15 protein-coding genes are annotated in these 19,213 nt (G+C 34.9%); 4 read left to right on the top strand and 11 right to left on the bottom strand.

Features of this window, described 5'->3' with window-relative positions; genetic code table 11:
* Positions 1–2 precede the first annotated feature (2 nt).
* From ABJD27_RS15165 to ABJD27_RS15150, 4 genes are read left to right on the top strand one after another with little or no spacing between them, the layout of a single operon-like run.
* Complete coding sequence (locus tag ABJD27_RS15165; RefSeq protein WP_348168012.1) at positions 3–227, top strand: hypothetical protein; 225 nt, start codon at positions 3–5, stop codon at positions 225–227.
* Entirely contained in the window at positions 215–1,327 is a 1,113-nt protein-coding gene (gene gwsS / locus ABJD27_RS15160; protein WP_348168009.1) for a grasp-with-spasm system SPASM domain peptide maturase, read from the top strand. The genes ABJD27_RS15165 and gwsS overlap by 13 nt, the downstream gene beginning before the upstream one ends.
* A 6-nt stretch (positions 1,328–1,333) precedes the next feature.
* Positions 1,334–3,526 carry a peptidase domain-containing ABC transporter gene (locus ABJD27_RS15155; protein ID WP_348168006.1) on the top strand — a complete coding sequence of 731 codons (2,193 nt, stop codon included), beginning with the start codon at positions 1,334–1,336 and terminating at the stop codon, positions 3,524–3,526.
* Positions 3,526–4,821 (top strand): HlyD family efflux transporter periplasmic adaptor subunit, encoded by a 1,296-nt coding sequence (locus ABJD27_RS15150; RefSeq protein ID WP_348168004.1) that lies wholly within the window; start codon positions 3,526–3,528, stop codon positions 4,819–4,821. The genes ABJD27_RS15155 and ABJD27_RS15150 overlap by 1 nt, the downstream gene beginning before the upstream one ends.
* 87 nt (positions 4,822–4,908) lie before the next feature.
* Here ABJD27_RS15150 and ftsZ read toward each other — a convergent pair whose 3' ends face one another.
* The 11 genes from ftsZ to ABJD27_RS15095 all read right to left on the bottom strand — a co-directional run bounded on the left by ftsZ (position 4,909) and on the right by ABJD27_RS15095 (position 19,213).
* Positions 4,909–6,855, bottom strand: coding sequence for a cell division protein FtsZ (ftsZ, locus tag ABJD27_RS15145; protein WP_348168001.1), 1,947 nt, complete (start codon positions 6,853–6,855; stop codon positions 4,909–4,911).
* Between the two features lie 131 nt (positions 6,856–6,986).
* The gene (gene ftsA, locus ABJD27_RS15140; protein WP_348167998.1) at positions 6,987–8,330 is read right to left on the bottom strand and encodes a cell division protein FtsA; all 1,344 of its coding nucleotides are present in this window, start codon (positions 8,328–8,330) and stop codon (positions 6,987–6,989) included.
* 68 nt (positions 8,331–8,398) lie between these two features.
* A complete protein-coding gene (locus ABJD27_RS15135) occupies positions 8,399–9,115 on the bottom strand; it encodes a hypothetical protein (protein WP_348167995.1) in 717 nt (238 codons plus the stop codon).
* The gene (gene murC, locus ABJD27_RS15130) at positions 9,105–10,454 is read right to left on the bottom strand and encodes a UDP-N-acetylmuramate--L-alanine ligase (protein ID WP_348167992.1); all 1,350 of its coding nucleotides are present in this window, start codon (positions 10,452–10,454) and stop codon (positions 9,105–9,107) included. The genes ABJD27_RS15135 and murC overlap by 11 nt, the downstream gene beginning before the upstream one ends.
* Positions 10,451–11,554 (bottom strand): undecaprenyldiphospho-muramoylpentapeptide beta-N-acetylglucosaminyltransferase, encoded by a 1,104-nt coding sequence (gene murG / locus ABJD27_RS15125; protein WP_348167990.1) that lies wholly within the window; start codon positions 11,552–11,554, stop codon positions 10,451–10,453. The genes murC and murG overlap by 4 nt, the downstream gene beginning before the upstream one ends.
* Positions 11,541–12,746, bottom strand: a complete 1,206-nt coding sequence (locus tag ABJD27_RS15120; protein WP_348167987.1) for an FtsW/RodA/SpoVE family cell cycle protein — start codon at positions 12,744–12,746, stop codon at positions 11,541–11,543. Before ABJD27_RS15120 ends, murG begins: the two co-directional genes overlap by 14 nt.
* Positions 12,747–12,820: 74 nt before the next feature.
* On the bottom strand, positions 12,821–14,161 hold the full coding sequence (murD, locus tag ABJD27_RS15115; RefSeq protein WP_348167984.1) for a UDP-N-acetylmuramoyl-L-alanine--D-glutamate ligase: 1,341 nt from the start codon (positions 14,159–14,161) through the stop codon (positions 12,821–12,823).
* Between the two features lie 34 nt (positions 14,162–14,195).
* On the bottom strand, positions 14,196–15,434 hold the full coding sequence (gene mraY, locus ABJD27_RS15110) for a phospho-N-acetylmuramoyl-pentapeptide-transferase (protein ID WP_348167981.1): 1,239 nt from the start codon (positions 15,432–15,434) through the stop codon (positions 14,196–14,198).
* Complete coding sequence (locus tag ABJD27_RS15105; protein WP_348167978.1) at positions 15,434–16,897, bottom strand: UDP-N-acetylmuramoyl-L-alanyl-D-glutamate--2,6-diaminopimelate ligase; 1,464 nt, start codon at positions 16,895–16,897, stop codon at positions 15,434–15,436. Before ABJD27_RS15105 ends, mraY begins: the two co-directional genes overlap by 1 nt.
* Positions 16,894–18,885 carry a penicillin-binding protein gene (locus tag ABJD27_RS15100; RefSeq protein ID WP_348167975.1) on the bottom strand — a complete coding sequence of 664 codons (1,992 nt, stop codon included), beginning with the start codon at positions 18,883–18,885 and terminating at the stop codon, positions 16,894–16,896. Before ABJD27_RS15100 ends, ABJD27_RS15105 begins: the two co-directional genes overlap by 4 nt.
* A gap of 7 nt (positions 18,886–18,892) precedes the next feature.
* Positions 18,893–19,213, bottom strand: coding sequence for an FtsL-like putative cell division protein (locus ABJD27_RS15095; protein ID WP_348167973.1), 321 nt, complete (start codon positions 19,211–19,213; stop codon positions 18,893–18,895).

Raw genomic sequence — 19,213 nt, 5'->3', positions numbered from 1 at the left:
TCATGGAAGACGAAGAAGAAAAGAAAATCATAGATACATTTAAACTAAAAATGAAAGAGGAGCCAGAACTCTTTGAGGCTATATTTTTCTTATCAGAGTTTAGTATTAAGAAAGCGCTCTTAGAAGAAATGGGACATTTAAAAATGATCTCATTAAAAAAATATGACACAGAAAATTTCCCTGTAGATTCTAAATATTCTAAATCAATTTCCAGATGTTTCAAATAAACGAAAATAACCAATCAAAATACGCATGCCTTTTTGCTTCCTGTTGCATTACTAAAGGGGAGAATAGAGCATTAATTTCTGACACTCAAAGAGGAACATTTGAACTCATACCAAATGATATGGTCACATTTCTTGAACATGCGCAACACCACAATCTGAATAGTATTTTTACTATGTATGGTGAAGACAATAAAGATATTCTTGAATCTTATCTGGATTTCTTATTACAAGATGAATACATTTTTTTAACAGATGAAGCGATTAAAGAACATTTTCCTCCCTTAAAAAAACAGTGGAAATCACCACATATCATATCAAATGCCATCATTGACATTGCAACATATAGTGCAACCACAACGTATTATAATGACATCATTAAACAACTAGATGCTTTACGTTGTCAAGCTCTACAAATCAGATCTTATACTACATTAACTATTGATGAGATTACACATCTTGTTACAGCTGTAAAAGATATGAGTATAGAATCTGTAGAGATATACACTTCCTTTTCTGAACTTCTGACTCCGCAAGTGTTAAATACCTTATTATTTGAACATACAAAGATTGCAACTATTATTATTCATAGTGCTCCTTATGTAAATGATATAGAAGTTATCAAAGGGTTATCTACGATTCATTTTACCGAAGAGGTACTAGCAAGTGAACAATGTTGCGGTATTGTTTCCAAAAAATATTTTAATCCAAACAAAGATGTATTTATGGAATCTCAATTCCATAATACGTGTCTTAATCGTAAGATATCTATAGACAAAGACGGGTTTATAAAAAATTGTCCTTCTATGAGAAATCATTATGGTCATTGCTCTAAGCATACACTAGATGAGGTCGTACATAATGAGAAATTTAAAGTTTTAGGAAATATCACAAAGGATCAGATAAATGTTTGTAGTGCCTGTGAATTTAGACATGTGTGCACAGATTGTAGAGCGTATGTAGAAGATCCTTCAGATATATATTCGAAGCCTTTAAAATGTGGATACAGCCCTACCACAAATACTTGGGAAGAGTGGAGTGAAAATCCTCTTAAACAAAAAGCTATAGCACATTATGGATTAAACCAACTCATAAAAGCATAAAACAGAGTGAAACAATTCCCTTTTTATAAGCAAGCAGATTTTAAGGACTGCGGTCCTACCTGTTTAAAAATCATAGCAAAGCATTATGATAAGGTTATCCCTATTCAAAAATTAAGAACTCTTAGTGAAACAACCAGAGCGGGAAGTCACTTAATAGGCATGAGCGAAGCTGCAGAAAGGATAGGTTTCAGAACTCTTGGTGTAAAAATAACATTAGAAGACCTAAGGGATGCACCTTTACCTTGTATTCTCCACTGGAATAAAAACCACTATGTGGTATTATATAAAATCAAAAAAAACACATTTTATATATCAGATCCCGCACATGGTTTATTAAAATATAATAAACAAGATTTTTTAAAATCTTGGTTAGGGCTTAATGTTCCAGAAGATGCAGAAGAAGGTATTGCATTACTCATAGAACTCACACCTAGGCTTTTTGAAAATGAATATGAAGATCAACAACAAAAGAAAATAGGAATCTCATTTATCTTAAGATACCTAGTACGTTATAAATCTTTTCTCTGGCAACTTATCCTTGGATTGGTAGGCGCTAGTATACTTCAATTCATTTTTCCGTTTCTTACACAAAGTATTGTCGACATAGGTATTAAGAATTTAGATATTCATTTTATCTATTTAATTCTCTTTGCCCAATTAGCACTTTTTTTAGGAAGAACAGCTATTGAAATAGTCCGAAGTTGGATATTACTACATCTTAGTACACGAATAAATATCTCATTGATTTCTGACTTTTTTATTAAACTGATGAAGCTACCCATTGCTTTTTTTGATGTTAGGATGACTGGAGATATCCTACAACGTATAAGTGATCATAGCCGAATAGAACGTATTCTTACAACCTCATCATTAAATGTATTATTTTCTATTCTAAATCTTTTTGTATTCAGTATTGTACTTGCTTACTACAACTTACAAATATTTACTGTTTTTATCACAGGGAGTGTTTTATACTTTATATGGATCACATTGTTTCTTAAAAGACGAGCTGATCTAGATTACAAACAGTTTTCTCAAGTGAGTCAAGAGCAAAGCAAGGTTATAGAACTTATTAATGGAATGCAAGAGATTAAATTACACAACGCAGAAAAACAAAAGCGTTGGGGATGGGAATTTATGCAAGCACGTTTGTTTAAACTATCCATTGAAGGCTTGGTACTAGAACAATACCAAAATGTAGGTTCTAGTTTTATAAATGAGCTTAAGAATATTTTAATTACTGTCCTATCAGCCACACTAGTTATAGATGGAAAAATTACGATTGGAGTCATGCTCGCTATTTCATATATCGTTGGACAGCTTAACTCTCCTATTAGTCAACTTATCTCATTTGTAAGAGAGATTCAAGATGCAAAAATTGCTTTAGATCGTCTCTCTGAAATTCATAATAAAGAAGAGGAAGAAACAGAGACAAAAGGGCAGGTTAATAATATAACATATCCTGCCAACTTTGAACTTACTGGCGTTTCTTTTAGATACATAGGTACATCTGAAAATGTATTAGAAAATTTAGACATCTATATTCCAGAAAATAAAGTAACAGCAATTGTAGGGACAAGTGGTAGTGGAAAAACAACCTTAATCAAACTATTACTTAAATTTTACGAACAACAAGAAGGGCTTATAAAAACAGGTAATGTAGACTTAAAAAATATAGCACCCAGTACATGGAGAAGTCGTTGTGGTGTTGTTATGCAAGAAGGTTATATTTTTAATGATACCATTGCAAATAATATTGCAGTAGGTGAAGACTTTATAGACAAAAGTAAACTCATTAAAGCTGTAGAGATTGCAAACATAAAAGACTTTATAGAAAACCTTCCTTTATCCTATAATACAAAAATAGGTAATGAAGGTGTAGGTATAAGCACTGGCCAAAAACAACGTCTACTAATCGCTAGAGCAGTGTATAAAGATCCAGAATTTATTTTCTTTGATGAAGCAACAAGTGCACTTGATGCAAATAACGAAAGGGTTATTATAAAGAACTTAGAAGCTTTTTTTAAAGACAGAACTGTCCTTATCGTTGCCCATCGATTAAGTACCGTAAAAAGAGCTGATCAAATCATTGTTTTAGATAAAGGACACATTACAGAAATTGGAGATCATGAATCCTTGATAGAAAAAAAAGGAGATTATTACCATCTCGTAAAAAATCAATTAGAACTAGGAAAATAATGAGCGACCCTATTGAAAATATCAAGCTTAGAAATGAAGAAGTGCAAGCTATTCTCACCAAAGTTCCAAATTGGATGATACGCTGGGGCAGTGGTATTTTCTTATTACTTATTATCATGCTATTAATATTAAGTTGGTTTATTTCATATCCAGACGTTGTGAATGCTAAAGCCATATTAACAACTGAGATTCCTCCTCAGAGGATTTATGCACAGACTAGAGGTAAATTAGAAGCCTTACTTATAAAAGATAATGATAACGTTACAGAAGGGCAATTATTAGGCATCATAGAAAATACTGCCAACTATGAAGATGTCTATACACTTAAGGCAATACTAGACACAATCACCTTTACTGATAATAACATACAATTCCCAATAAATGAAATACCAATCCTATTTCTAGGTGACGTAGAAACTGCATTTACAACTTTTGAAAATCAATATATACTCTATCACTTAAACAAAAAACTCCAACCCTATTCTTATGAAGTAATAGCAAATGAAACTTCTCTTTCAGAATCAAAAACACAATTACTCAATTTACACGGACAGCAAAAATTAAAACAACAAGAACTTACTCTTAAAAAAAATGAGCTTTCGCGAAAAAAACTACTGTATGAAAAAGGAGTCATTTCTTCTCAGGAATACGAGAATGATCAATTAGATTATTATAGAGCAGAAAGAGAAATGCAAACTTTTACTAATACTATATCTCAAACAAAAACATCTATAAGTAATGGCAAAAAAACATCTATAGGCACAAAAATAAGCAAAGAAAAAGAAGAGATGCTTATGTATAAAAATGTAGTACAAGCCTATAATAATTTACAAAAAAGTATCCGATCATGGGAGTTACAGTATACATTAACTGCAGATATTGATGGAAGAGTAACTCTTATGAAATATTGGAAAGCAAATCAGAATATTAGACAAAATGATTTAGTATTCACCATTATTCCTACAGATGATATTCCGTATATAGCAAAACTAAGTACACCTCCTCAAAATGCAGGTAAAATTAGAATAGGTCAAAAGATAAATATTAAGCTATTTAATTATCCAGATGCTGAATATGGGATGCTACAAGGCAATGTGATTAAAATCTCTCAAGTTCCCGACGAAGAAGGAAACTATTTAATAGATGCCAGTGTTCATAAAGATTTGATCACTTCGTACGATAAAAAACTGCTCTTCACGCAAGAGATGCCAGGAGAAGCCAGCATTATTACTGAAGATCTAAGACTTTTAGATCGTTTTTTCTATAATTTTAAAGAAATAACAAAACGCCAGTAATTCAATTACCAGCAAATATCATTCATAAAAAACCTGAGATTCATAGTATGAATCTCAGGTTTTAGACATATTAAGTTGGCTCTTCTTCTAATCTACATTATCGTGTAAAAAAGAGTTATTACTACGTAATTGTATATCTTCATTATCGTCTGTAGATAATGTGGTACGTGATAAGTTTCCTTCTTTATCTGGTGTTTTCTCATCTAGATCAATACCCATTCTTTTATACGCAGGTTGCTTTTCAATTTCTTCTATACGAGATTGATTGTGATGAAATTTATAATTAAATTCTTTCATCTTACGTTTACGTTCTGCCGCTCGATCAACCAAAAGTTTTGAAATAGGGCTATTCATAGGATCTACCTCATCTTCTTTTGACTCATCAGTAGGCACTGGATCAACAGTTTTTGTTTCAAAAATAATAGTCTCTTCTTCTACTTTTGTAGCATCATCCGAAGCATTTGCAGCAGATAACGTTTCTTCTACCTCCATATAGTCTTCTAGACTATAACGAGTCTCTCCATCTGTAGAAACTTCTGTAACTGGAATAATCTCAATAGGATCTTTTACTTCAATTTCTGCAAGTTCTTCATTAAGTTCAAAAAGAACTGGCGCCTCTGCAAGTTCTTCTTTTTGAGCTGGCACTTCCTCTTCTATATGAGTAGGTAAGTCAAATGATAACATCCCTGTGTTTTCTTCTACTACAGATGTTTCTTCTTGACGTACTGTTGTATCTATAATTTCAAAATCATCTTCAGATAGCGCTAATACTTCTTCATACACTACGTCTATATCTCTTATGATATCTGTCGTAGGAATGATTTTTAAATCAATTTTCTCTTGAACGGGAGGCACCACTTTTTCTTCCAATTCATCTAAGTCTAGGGTATGTACTATCTTTTCTGGGATTACATTCTCTATTACCTTAACAACGGGAGGCTCTTCATTTACAACAGGTGCTATTTCTGGCATTAAATCTTGTTGTGCTTTTTGCTCCTCTTCTAATGTGTGAATAATCTTCTTAGATTCTATGTTCACAATATCATCTTGTTGCTCTACATTAAATCCTGTTGCTATGATAGTCACAGAAATCGCATCTCCAAGTGCTTCATCTTCTCCAACCCCCATAATGATATTTGCACTATGACCAGCTTCTGCTTGAATATGATCATTGATTTCTCCTATTTCATCTATAGTAATCTCATCATTCCCAGATACAATAAGAAGTAATACATTCTTTGCTCCTGTAATTTTATTATCATTAAGTAAAGGAGAATCTAATGCTTTTGTGATAGCTTCAAACGCACGGTTTGATCCACTAGCTGTCGCGCTTCCCATAATAGCAGTACCACTTTTACTTAATACTGTTTTTGCATCGCGAAGGTCAATATTCTGAGTATAGTGATGTGTTATTACTTCTGCAATTCCACGAGAGGCAGTTGCAAGTACTTCGTCTGCTTTACTAAAACCAGCTTTAAAACCTAAATTTCCATATACTTCACGAAGTTTATTATTATTTATAACAATAAGGGAATCTACTTGTGATCTTAATTTATCTACTCCTTTTTGAGCTTGTTCATTACGCATTTTTCCTTCAAACTGGAAAGGAATAGTTACTATCCCTACGACGAGGATATCTATTTCTCTTGCCATTTTTGCAATCACGGGAGCTGCTCCTGTACCAGTTCCTCCACCCATACCAGCAGTGATAAAAATCATTTTGGTATTGGTTCCTAACATTTCTTTGATGTCAAGTTCGCTTTCTATAGCTGCTTTTTCTCCTACATCTGGATTTGCACCAGCTCCGAGCCCTTCCGTAAGCCCTACTCCTAATTGTATTTTTATTGGTACTGTACTATTTTCTAGTGCCTGTGCATCTGTATTACAAATCACAAAGTCTACCCCTTTTATTCCTTGTTGAAACATGTGATTAATCGCATTGCTTCCACCTCCACCTACACCAATAACCTTAATCACGTTACTTTGGTTTTTAGGTAGATCAAATGTAATTCCATCAAATTCTGTCGTACTCATACTTTTTGATTTTAGCCCCTTTATTACATTTCCAAACTTTGGTTATCAATTAAGATAACCCCCAATGGAAATCTTATTTTATCTTTTCTTTAATTTTAAATTATACTATCTCCTACTTTCTGGATAGTATCCTACTCTGCATTATCTAAAAAATCTTTAAACTTCTCTGCCCAACGATCAAAAATGCTTTTCTTAGGCATAGAGTGAGAAGGTGATTTTTCTACAGGTGTATCTGATGCCTGTATATCCATATCTTCTTCACTAACTTCTTCATTATTTTCTTCTACAATTTCTTCTGGATTACTATTATATAATCCTTGTTCTAAACTATTCATAACAAGTCCTACTGCTGTTGCAAATAATGGGCTTGTTGTTTCTGAGTCACTATCACCTGCAAGATGCTCATTAGGGTATCCTATACGCGTATCCATTCCTGTGATATACTCTACTAATTGTTTAAGATGTTTTAACTGAGAGCCCCCTCCCGTTAATACAATTCCTGCAATTAGTTTTTTCTTTTGCTCTTCGTGACCATAATTTTTTATCTCTAAATACACCTGCTCTATGATTTCTACCACACGTGCATGAATAATCTTAGAAAGGTTTTTTAATGTAATTTCTTTAGGGTCACGCCCTCTAAGACCTGGTATAGAAACAATCTCATTATCTTTATTTTCTCCAGGCCAAGCAGATCCAAATTTCATCTTAAGTAATTCTGCTTGTTTCTCTATAATAGAGCATCCTTCTTTGATATCTTCCGTAATCACATTACCTCCAAAAGGAATAACTGCTGTATGTCGTATAATGCCATCTTTAAAAATAGCAAGATCTGTTGTTCCTCCTCCTATATCTATTAATGCTACTCCAGCTTCTTTTTCTTCTTGACTTAAAACAGCATCTGCAGAAGCCAAAGGTTCTAGTGTAATTCTATCTAGACTCAAACCAGCACTTTTCACACAACGTCCTATATTTCTGATAGAAGCTACTTGACCTACAACAACATGAAAATTTGCTTCTACACGACCTCCGTACATTCCAACAGGTTCCTTAATCTCACTTTGCCCATCTACTTTGTATTCTTGTGGCAATACATGAATAATTTCTTCTCCCGGCAACATAACTAGTTTATGCACTTGATTACATAGTGCATCTATATCCATTTCATCAATAACTTCATCTGCATTTGCTCTTGTGATATAATCACTATGTTGCAAACTACGTATGTGCTGCCCTGCGATTCCAACAACAACATCTTTTATCTTAATACCAGAAACATTTTCGGCCTCTTGTACCGCTTGTTGTACAGATTGTATTGTCTGTGTAATATTATTTACAACACCTCGATGCACTCCTAAGCTTTTAGATTTTCCAATTCCTAAAATCTCAACTTTATTATATTCATTGTAACGACCTATCATCGCCACAATCTTTGTTGTCCCGATATCTAATCCTACTGCGATATTTTGTTGTTCCATATTGCTATAGTTTTGAGTTGTCATTACTTGATATATATGCTACACCTTTCTTGCAAGCTCATGCCTATTTAAACTTTTTTACAAACCACTTGATTAGCATACTTAAGGTTTATAAGTCTATACATATTAAGTGTTTTATCTTTTTCTGCTTTCTGATAGAAAGCTTTATAATTACTAAGCTTAAGTTCTAAACGTGTTACTTTACCTAACATAATTTTATAACTCAATGCTCTTGGGATAAGCATATAATCTCCTCCTCTTTGTTTTTCTACCCCGACAATGTGTTTATTTAAAAAATCATCCTCTTTTATATGCCTTATTAATTGTGTAATCGTCGGAATATCTTTCTTTGCAATACCCGTAATTAAAGGTACTCTCGCCGAAAAATTCTCAGAGAGTGGCATCTCTTCTCCATCTTGATCTATATAAAATGACGTATTACCATTAACACGAGCAATAGGCTTTCGCTGTTCAATAGCGACTCCCACTGTTCCTGCCATGGTAACATAAACATCTGCATTTTTGATAGTTGGATGTTCATTAACACGCAACTCCATCTCATTCAAAGCTAATTTTTCTTTAGGCATACCCGTAACCTTGCCTTCACTTTGTATTAACAATTTATCAACGGCTTCTCTGGTCACAAAAGGAGTGCTCTCATCTTCAAATTGAATCGCTATATCATCTACCAATCTCTTATCATTACGGTGCGATGCAAATGCATATAAAAGCACTGTTAATAACAGTAATCCTGAAAATAATATGTAACTCCAATTAACTCGCATTTTTCAAATCTTGTGTTACTTTTAATATCTCTACACCTATATCACCTGCTCCCATCATGACAACAATTTTCTGTGTAGCTTGAGCTATTTTTATAGAGAGTTCTTCTTTTGTAATTAATTGTTTTTTTTCAATCTTAATTTTTTCTAATAAAGCATCACTAGTTACTCCTTTAATAGGCAATTCGCGCGCAGGATATATATCTAATAAAAAGACTTCATCAAATTGCGAAAGTTGCATAGCAAAATCCTCCATAAAATCTTGTGTCCTACTAAACAAATGCGGCTGAAATATAGCCAGTACAGGTTCATTAGGATACATTTCCTCAACGCTTTGACACACAGCCGCTATCTCTGTAGGGTGATGTGCATAATCATCTATAAGCACTCGATGCTCTGTTTTTAATCGATATGTAAACCTTCTATTCACACCAGAAAAACTCAATAAAGCTTTGGGCAATAATTTGGTCGGGGAACCATATATCATTGCCATACCCAAAGCTGTTATTGCATTAGACAAATTATGTCTGCCAGGTAGGTTAAATTGCATCTTAGATATCACCCCATTAGGGTGTTTAAAATCAAAATGGTAACAACCATTTTCTATAATTATATTTTGAGCACTATAATCTGCGTCGTCTTCTATACCTACGGTTAGCCCATCCAAAGGCAATCCATTCTTTATAAATAATTTATCCGAAGGCACTAAACCTCCAAATTCCTTAAAGGTATTTTCTAGTGTATCTGCATCGCCATAAATATCAAGATGATCTGCATCCATTGACGTAATACAAGCAATATCTGGTGTTAATTGTAAGAAAGAACGATCAAACTCATCTGCTTCTACGACGATAACATCGTTTCCTTTCTGAATTAGATTTCCATTATAATTATTGGTTATTCCTCCAATAAAAGCAGTGACAGCAGCTCCTGTTTCAGCCAGTAGATGTCCCAGAATACTAGAGGTTGTGGTTTTTCCATGCGTCCCTGCAACAGCTAGACTATAATGAGCATTTGCAATCATACCAAGCACTTCTGCTCGTTTTTTAATAGTATATCCGCTTTCGCGAAAGCGGACCAATTCCCCAAAATTATTAGGAACAGCTGGGGTATAAATAACCAACGTGTCGTTAGGGGTATAAGTCTCATCTACCACATCTCCCCTATCATTATAATGTATAGAAATACCGACTTGCTCTAATGACTTTGTAACATCACTAGAAGTACGGTCATAACCAGCTACGTGTTTCCCACTTTTGTGAAAATAAAATGCTAACGCGCTCATCCCAATCCCTCCGATCCCGATGAAATAAAAATGCTGTATGTCTTTTAATGCGTTCATTTATTTTTCTCTGTATTCAATAATTTTTCAACCTCATCTACGATATGTACTGTTGCATCTGGCAAAGCCAATTCTTTAATGGCATTTCCTAATGTTGCACATCTATTTTCATCAGTCAGAAGACTATTTATTTCGTTTTCAAATGTTGAATCCAACTCTTTTTGGCGAATTAAAACGCCAGCATTCTTACTTGTAACTGCAAGTGCATTTTTGGTTTGATGGTCTTCTGCTACATTAGGAGACGGGATAAAAATTGTTGCCTTCCCCACAATACACAACTCAGAAACCGAACTTGCTCCAGCTCTCGAAATAATAATATCTGCCGCTGCATACGCCATATCCATTTGATCTATATATGCCATCACCTTTACTTCATTTGAAGCAAAGTGTTTATATTGTTCATAATACAGCTTCCCTGTTTGCCAGAGTATTTGAACTCCCTTCTTTTTAAAGAAATCCAGTTGCTTACTTATCAATTCATTAATCGCTCTAGCTCCTAAACTACCTCCTATAATTAGAAGTGTTTTCTTATCTGGAGACAGCTCATATTTTGCAAGAGCATCCGTTCTTTTACTATCAATATCCAGTAAGTCATTACGTACTGGGTTTCCTGTTTTTACAATCTTATCTTCTGGAAAGAAACGATGCATCTCATCATAGGCGACACATATTTTCTGTACATTTTTTGATAAAATTTTATTGGTAATTCCAGCGTATGAATTTTGTTCTTGAATCAGTGCGGGTATTTTTTTTGCAGTGGCACGCTTCAGTAAAGGTCCACTAGCAAATCCACCAGTACCTATCACAACATCTGGTTTAAATTGTTTCAATATCTTATTAGATTTCCATAAACTACTTAATAGCTTAAATGGGAATTTCATGTTCTCAACAGATAATTTACGTTGAATACCAGAGATCCAAAGCCCTTCAATTTTATACCCAGCTTGTGGTACTTTCTCCATTTCCATACGATCACTTGCACCTACAAATAAGAATTGCGTATTTGGATATCGTTTTTCAATTTCTCGAGCAATCGCTATCGCAGGATAGATATGCCCTCCTGTACCACCTCCTGATAATATGACTTTATAAGGTTTCACTTAATACGTCTAATGGGTTTAATTCTTTTTCTGTTTTTGCTTTCTGTGCTTCTCGTTTTGCACTTACACTTAATACAATTCCTATTGCAAGACAGGTCATCCATATGGAGGTACCTCCACTACTTACAAGCGGCAATGTTTGCCCTGTTACCGGGAATAACTCTACAGCTACCGCCATATTAATAAGTGCCTGAAATACAATAGGCATCCCCACTCCTATGACAAGGAGTTTTGCAAATATGGTTTCGGCTTTATGTGCAATGACGGTTATTCGGAATAACAATAACAAGTATAACAACATGAGAAATAAAGCTCCTAAAAGCCCAAACTCTTCTACGATAATGGCATAAATAAAATCTGATGAAGATTGTGGCAAAAAGTTCTTTTGAACACTTTTACCGGGTCCAAGTCCAATGATTTGACCTGATGCAATAGCTATCTTTGCTTTTTCTATTTGATAATCGGCATCGGCATCTACTTCATTATTTGCAAAATTCTCTACTCTACTGATCCATGTATCTACTCTGTTAGGAAATATACCAGGAAAAGCCTTTGCTAGTAATACAAAAAAAAGCAATGCCACAATTCCAGTAGCAATTATAATTCCTAAATATTTTAATGGATATCCTCCTAAAAATACCAGCGTAACAACCATTAAAAACATAATGGCCGTTGTAGAGAAGTTTGCTGGTAAGATCAGTGCTAGCACAACTCCTACTGGCAGCCATAGAGGCACTAATGTCTCTTTAAAAGTAACTGGTTTATCTTTAATTCTAGAAAGATATCGAGCGACATATACCATAAGAACAACCGCTGCAAGTGTAGATGTTTGAAAACCAACACCCATAAATGGAATTTTAATCCATCTAGCGGCATTTGCTCCAGCCATCACCGTTCCTTGTGCTAAGGTTACAATTAATAACACAATGACTAATGGCATAAAAATAACCGACAATCCTTTAAAATAATGATGAGGTATTTTATGCACTCCATATAACATGGCAAACCCAAGAACGAGATGCATCCCATGTTTAATCAAAAAACGCAACGTATTTCCATCACCACGGATATAGGCAAGATTACTCGCAGCACTATATACTGGTAAGAAAGAAAATAATGCCAATAAAGCAACAATAGCCCATATAGCTTTATCGCCTTGTAATCCTTGGAATATTTTTTTTACGTTTGACATTCTTTTTTATACATTTTCGCGAAAGCGAAAACCTCATTATTTATATTTTTAATACACAACCTTTACTAAGCGATTTACAGATTACGAACTGCATTTTTAAACTGACGTCCGCGATCTTCATAATTATCAAATAAATCAAAGCTTGCACATGCTGGAGATAGTAATACATTATCTCCTTTTTCTGCTACTTTATAAGCTATCTTAACTGCTTCTGTCATAGACTCTGTCTCTATAATAATATCTACCATAGTACTAAAATGACTCATTAGTTTTGCATTGTCTACTCCTAAACAAACGATCGCCTTTACCTTTTCGTTTATCAAAGGATATAGATCTCTATAATCATTTCCTTTATCTACACCACCTACAATCCATACTGTAGGTGAACTCATACTATCTAAGGCATAAAACGTAGCGTTTACATTGGTTGCCTTACTATCATTGATATACTTCACATTTCCTATTTTAAGTACTTGCTCCAGACGGTGTTCAACACCTTGAAAGCCTTCTAAGCTTTCTCGTATAGTGGCTTTTCTAATACTTAAAAGGTTTGCTACAGTTGCTGCTGCCATAGCATTTTTTGTATTGTGTTTTCCTTTTAATGCTAAATTTTGGGTTGTCATACTAAAATGGTTGTTATCTATATTTATATGTATCTTATTATCTTCTATATATGCGCCATTCTCAAATTTCTCAACAAGTGAAAATGGCAACAGTTTTGATCGTACTGGATGTTTTTCTAGCCAATCTGTTATTACATGATCATCTGCATCATAGATGAGGTAATCATCGGGAGTTTGATTCATCGCGATACGGAATTTAGAAGTGATATATTTATCAAAATCATAATTATATCTATCTAAATGATCTGACGTTATATTGGTCAAAACAGCAATATGCGGCGTAAAACCCACTACTCCATCTAGTTGGAAACTGCTTACTTCCAACACATAGGTGCCTATAGATTGTAATGCCACCATCTTTGCAAAACTGTCTCCTATATTACCTGCAAGCCCTACATTAAGCCCTCCTTGTTCTAGGATATACCCAGTAAGCATCGTAGTGGTTGTTTTACCATTACTACCTGTAATACCTACAAGAGTTGCCTCCGTATAGCGTGCTGCAAATTCTATCTCAGAAATCACAGGAATGCCTTTAGACAGTAATGTTTTTACAATTGGCGCCGTATCTGGTATTCCGGGGCTTTTCATCACTATCGTTGCTGTTACCATTGCTACTTCAGAATGACCTCCTTCTTCCCAAGCTATTTCAAAATCTGTCAGAACTTTTTTATAGGTTTCTTTTATATTACCGAAGTCAGAAACCAACACTTCGTATCCTTTTTGTTTTGCAAGTATCGCCGTGCCTACACCACTTTCTCCTCCTCCTAATATTACAATCTTCTTTGTATTCATGTATTGTTGTTTATACGCTTTCGCGAAAGCATACTTACCTTATTTTTAATGTTACAATTGTCAGAATAGCGAGTAAGATGCCTACGATCCAAAACCGAGTAACAATCTTACTTTCATGAATTCCTTTTTTCTGATAATGGTGATGTAATGGTGACATTAAGAAGATGCGGCGCCCTTCTCCTGTTTTCTTTTTTGTGTATTTGAAATAACCAACTTGCAATATCACCGAAAGGTTTTCCATTAAGAAAATACCTCCGAGTATAGGGATTAACCATTCTTTACGTGTTGCAATGGCAAGTACCGCAATAATCCCGCCTATCGTAAGGCTTCCTGTATCCCCCATAAATACTTGTGCGGGATAGGTATTATACCATAAAAAGCCAATAAGCGCTCCCACAAAAGCGGTGATAAAAACGACCATCTCGCCACTACGAGGGATATACATCACATTGAGATAATCACTAAAAATGATATTACCCGAAACAAAAGCAAAGAGCCCTAGCGTGAGAACCGCTATAGCAGATGTACCTGCCGCAAGTCCATCGATACCATCGGTTAAATTGGCGCCATTAGATACCGCTGTGATAATAACAATGACAATCAGTATAAAAATAATCCAAGCATATTTTGCCCAGTTTGGATTGATCCAAGTAATTAATGATGCATAATCAAACTCATTATCTTTTACAAAAGGAATGGTTGTTTTAAGGCTTTTTTCTTCTTCTGTAAATCTTGGATTATCTTGATTTACAGGAACATTTGTCGTTACAGTTACAGGCACACCAACACGCTCTTCTTTAATAGTCACATCTGAATGAAAGAACATCGTTGCTCCTACAATAATCCCAAGACCTACCTGCCCTATCACTTTATATCTTCCAGCAAGACCATCCTTATTCTTCTCCATCTTCTTCTTATAATCATCCATAAATCCGATGACTCCCATCCAAAGGGTCGTTACAATTAATAAGATGATATAAATGTTATCCAACTTCGCAAACAAAAACACAGGAACTAAGGTTGCTAGAATAATAATGAGCCCTCCCATGGTTGGAGTACCCGCTTTTTCTGATTGACCCGCAAGACCTAAGTCCCGTATGGTTTCTCCCATTTGCTTTTTTTGCAAAAAACGAATGATACGTTTTCCATAAATGGTAGAAATAGCTAATGACAATAAAATAGCCATGGCTGCTCTAAACGTACTGAATTGAAATAATCCTGCGCCAGGTAAATTATAGGCTTCATCCAAGTATTTAAAGAGATAGTATAGCATTACTTTTCTAGTTGTTTTAGGGTTTCTTCTACAATTTTATAATCATCAAAATCAAAGCGTTCTCCTTTAATTTCTTGATAGTTCTCATGACCTTTACCAGCAATCAGAATGATATCATTAGGGCTTGCTAGTTGACAAGCTGTTTTAATGGCTTGTTTTCTATCTGTAATGGATATTATTTTTTTAAAATTGAGCGGTTCAACACCCGCCTCTATTTCTTGGATAATGGTATCTGGATTTTCACTACGTGGATTATCACTCGTAAAAATGGTTTTTGTACTTAATGCAGAAGCAATATGCCCCATCTTAGGACGCTTTGACGTATCTCGATCGCCCCCAGCGCCCACGACAGTGATCAATTGTTCGTTTTTGGTCCTAATGTCGTTAATGGTTTCCAACACATTTTTTAGGGCGTCAGGGGTATGAGCGTAATCTACAATAGCGGTAATTTTTTCTTTAGAAATTAAGTATTGGAAACGACCACTTACACTTTCCAACTGACTTAGTAAACGTAAAATTTCCATTTGCTCTAGACCAAGCAATTCTCCCGTAGCATAAATAGCTAATAAGTTATATGCATTAAAAGAGCCTATTAATCGAGCCCATACTTCTTGTTCATTTATCTTAAGAAGTAGTCCTGAAAGTTGGTTTTCTAAAATCTGAGCTTTAAAATCGGCAACTGTTTTTAAAGCGTATGTTACTTTTTTTGCCTTTGTATTTTGCAACATTATAGGACCATTCTTGTCATCTATATTAACTAAGGCAAAAGCTTCTTTAGGCAATTCATCAAAAAACTTTTTCTTCACATCTCTATATTCTGCAAAGGTGCTATGATAGTCAAGATGATCATGTGTAAGATTTGTAAATATCCCACCCGCAAATCTCAATCCTTCCGTACGTTTTTGATGAATCCCATGCGAACTTACTTCCATAAAACAATATTCTACACCTGCAGCATTCATTGCCACTAGGTGTTTATTTATCGTCAAGGAATCTGGAGTGGTGTGTGTAGCATTATACTCAACATCTGCTACGACTATTTTTACAGTAGAAAGTAATCCTACTTTGTATCCTGCTTTTTCAAAAAGTTGGTGTAACAATGAAGCAATGGTAGTTTTACCATTAGTTCCTGTTACACCTATTAATTTTAAATTATGAGATGGGTTTTCGTAATAGTTTGCTGCCATAATAGCAAGTGCAGACGCGCTATCAGATACTTTTACATAGGTTACGCCATGTATAATTTGTTCAGGAAAAGCCTCACAAATAATAGCGAGCGCTCCTTTTTCAACAGCCTTTGTGATATACGCATGACCATCGCTCTGTGTCCCACGTATAGCAACAAACACATCATTTAATGCTACTTGACGAGAATCAAAGTGCAAGTTTGTAATAGCTACTCTTGTATTTCCTACAACAGCATCTAGTGTCACTTTATATAATATATCCTTAAGTAAGATCACGATAATTCTAGAATAATGGTTTGATTTTTTACTAGTTTCTCTCCTGAGTTTATAGATTGAGACTTTACTTTTCCGCTTCCGCGAAAACGAACTTTCAAGCCTAAGTTTTCTAATAATGCAACAGCATCCATCCCACTCATTCCTTTTACATTAGGAATTGTAGTATGTGATTTATTTACTACATTATAATACGCGTCATAATTATTTTCTACGGACTTAGATGTCTCCTTGGATAGATCTACTTCATCTACAACTGGTGTATCTGTATATATTTTTTGAGCAATTTGTTTAAAGACTGGAGCAGCAACAATATTACCATAATACCCAATTGATTTTTCAGGTTTATGTATCACAACAATGCAGGAATATTCTGGATTATCAGCTGGGAAATAACCTGCAAACGATGAGATATATCGATTAGGTTCTATCCAATATTCTGTCTGACAAGTGCCTGTTTTTCCTGCCATAGAAAATGCTGGACTATAGATGTTTTTTGCAGTACCGCGACGCACTGTATTCTCCATCATTGCTTTAACAGCATTAATCGTAGACTGTGATGCAATACGAGGGTTAATCACCTCTTTTTCGAATTCTTCTACAGTTACATCCCATTCTTTTACTTTTTTAATAAATCGAGGTTTCACCATCTCACCATCATTTGCTACTGCATTATAAAAAGTCAGTGTTTGTAATGGCGTAAGTTCTATTCCGTATCCAAAAGCCATCCACGGCAATGTCGTACCATACCAATTCTTATCCCCTGGATATGGAAAATCTGGCGCTCCCTCTCCTTTAATTTCAAGTCCCAATTTCTCATTAAGCCCCATATTAAAGAGTCGCTTTACAAAACGCTTTGGATCTTTTGCGTACGGTTCATTAATCATTTTAGCAAAAGCTGTATTACTACTTAACTCAAAGGCTTTTGCCACACTTACTTTGCCATATCCTCCTCGTTTAGAATCTATAGCTGTACGATCATAAAACTTAACACGTCCATTTTCTGTATCAATTACTTGACTAGTATCAATCACCTTATCCTCTAGTGCCGCAACCATAGCCATCAACTTAAAAGTACTTCCTGGCTCATGAGATTCTCCTACTGCATAATTAAGGCGTTCGTAATACTTACCTTCTGAAGTTCGTCCGAGATTCGAGATTGCTTTAATCTCTCCGGTTTTTGTTTCCATAACCACAACACAGCCATGATCTGCCTTAAATTTTTCAAGACTTGATAGTAATGCATTATGTGCTATATCTTGAATATTTACATCTATTGTTGAGATCACATCGTACCCATCACGAGGCTCTACAATATTTCCTATACCAAGAGGTTTCCACTCTCCTTTGGCTATTTTTTGTTTAAGCCTACGTCCTTCTTTCCCTCTAAGGTAATGCCCGTAAGCCCCTTCAAGGCCTACACGTGTATAATACCCGCTATCATCTTTACGCTCATACCCAACGGTACGTTCTGCCATTTTATCTAACGGATGTTCTCTTTCTGTATGTTGCTCTACAATAATACCTCCTTTGAATTGTCCTTTATTAAAAAGAGGAAGTGCTTTTATTTTTATGTAATCCCCATAACTAAGATTTCTAGCCACAAAGAGGTATCTATTTTTTGTAGCACGAGCCGTACGCAAACGCTTATCATAATAAGACTGAGGTTTACCTAAAAGTTTTGACAATCCTTTGCTTAAACCCACTATATTTTCATCAAAATTATCATCTGTAGGAGAAACAGCATCCCACCGTATATCATATTTAATAACTGAAGTTGCGAGCAAACTACCATCGCCTGCATAAAGATTACCGCGAGTTGCTGGAATAGTCACCATTTTTTCTGTTGCCGTAATCGCCATCTCACGATACTTTGCTCCTTCAAAAAATTGGATACTTATTAATTTATAGGTAACAAGAAGGGCGAAGATGAACATACATCCTGCCACAAAATACAATCGGTTTAATATGTTCTTATCGTTGGTTGCCATATTGAGATTATCGCTCTTGCTTTTTTACCTTTATTTTTTGAGGAGGTGTCGAAGATGGTTGAACGCCTCTCGACTCCATTTTACGAGCTACATTACTTTCAATTTTCAAGTCCCATAGTTGTAATCGAGCATCTACTGACTCACTACGCAACTCTTCTACTTTTGCTTTAAGTCTTGCTATTTCATGAACCTTCTCATCTGCTCGATGCGAACTAGCAATCATAATTAAAGCAAGTATTGAAAGAAAAATAATCATACGCCAGTTCTTGAAAGCTTCTTCGTCTACCAAGAATTTTCCTTTGAGTATGTTATTTATCTTTTTCTTCAT

The organism is Dokdonia sp., from assembly GCF_039945015.1.
In the GTDB taxonomy this organism is placed as follows: domain Bacteria; phylum Bacteroidota; class Bacteroidia; order Flavobacteriales; family Flavobacteriaceae; genus Dokdonia.
Note: the sequence above shows the minus strand (reverse complement) of the source record. Positions and strands in the feature narration are given on the sequence as shown.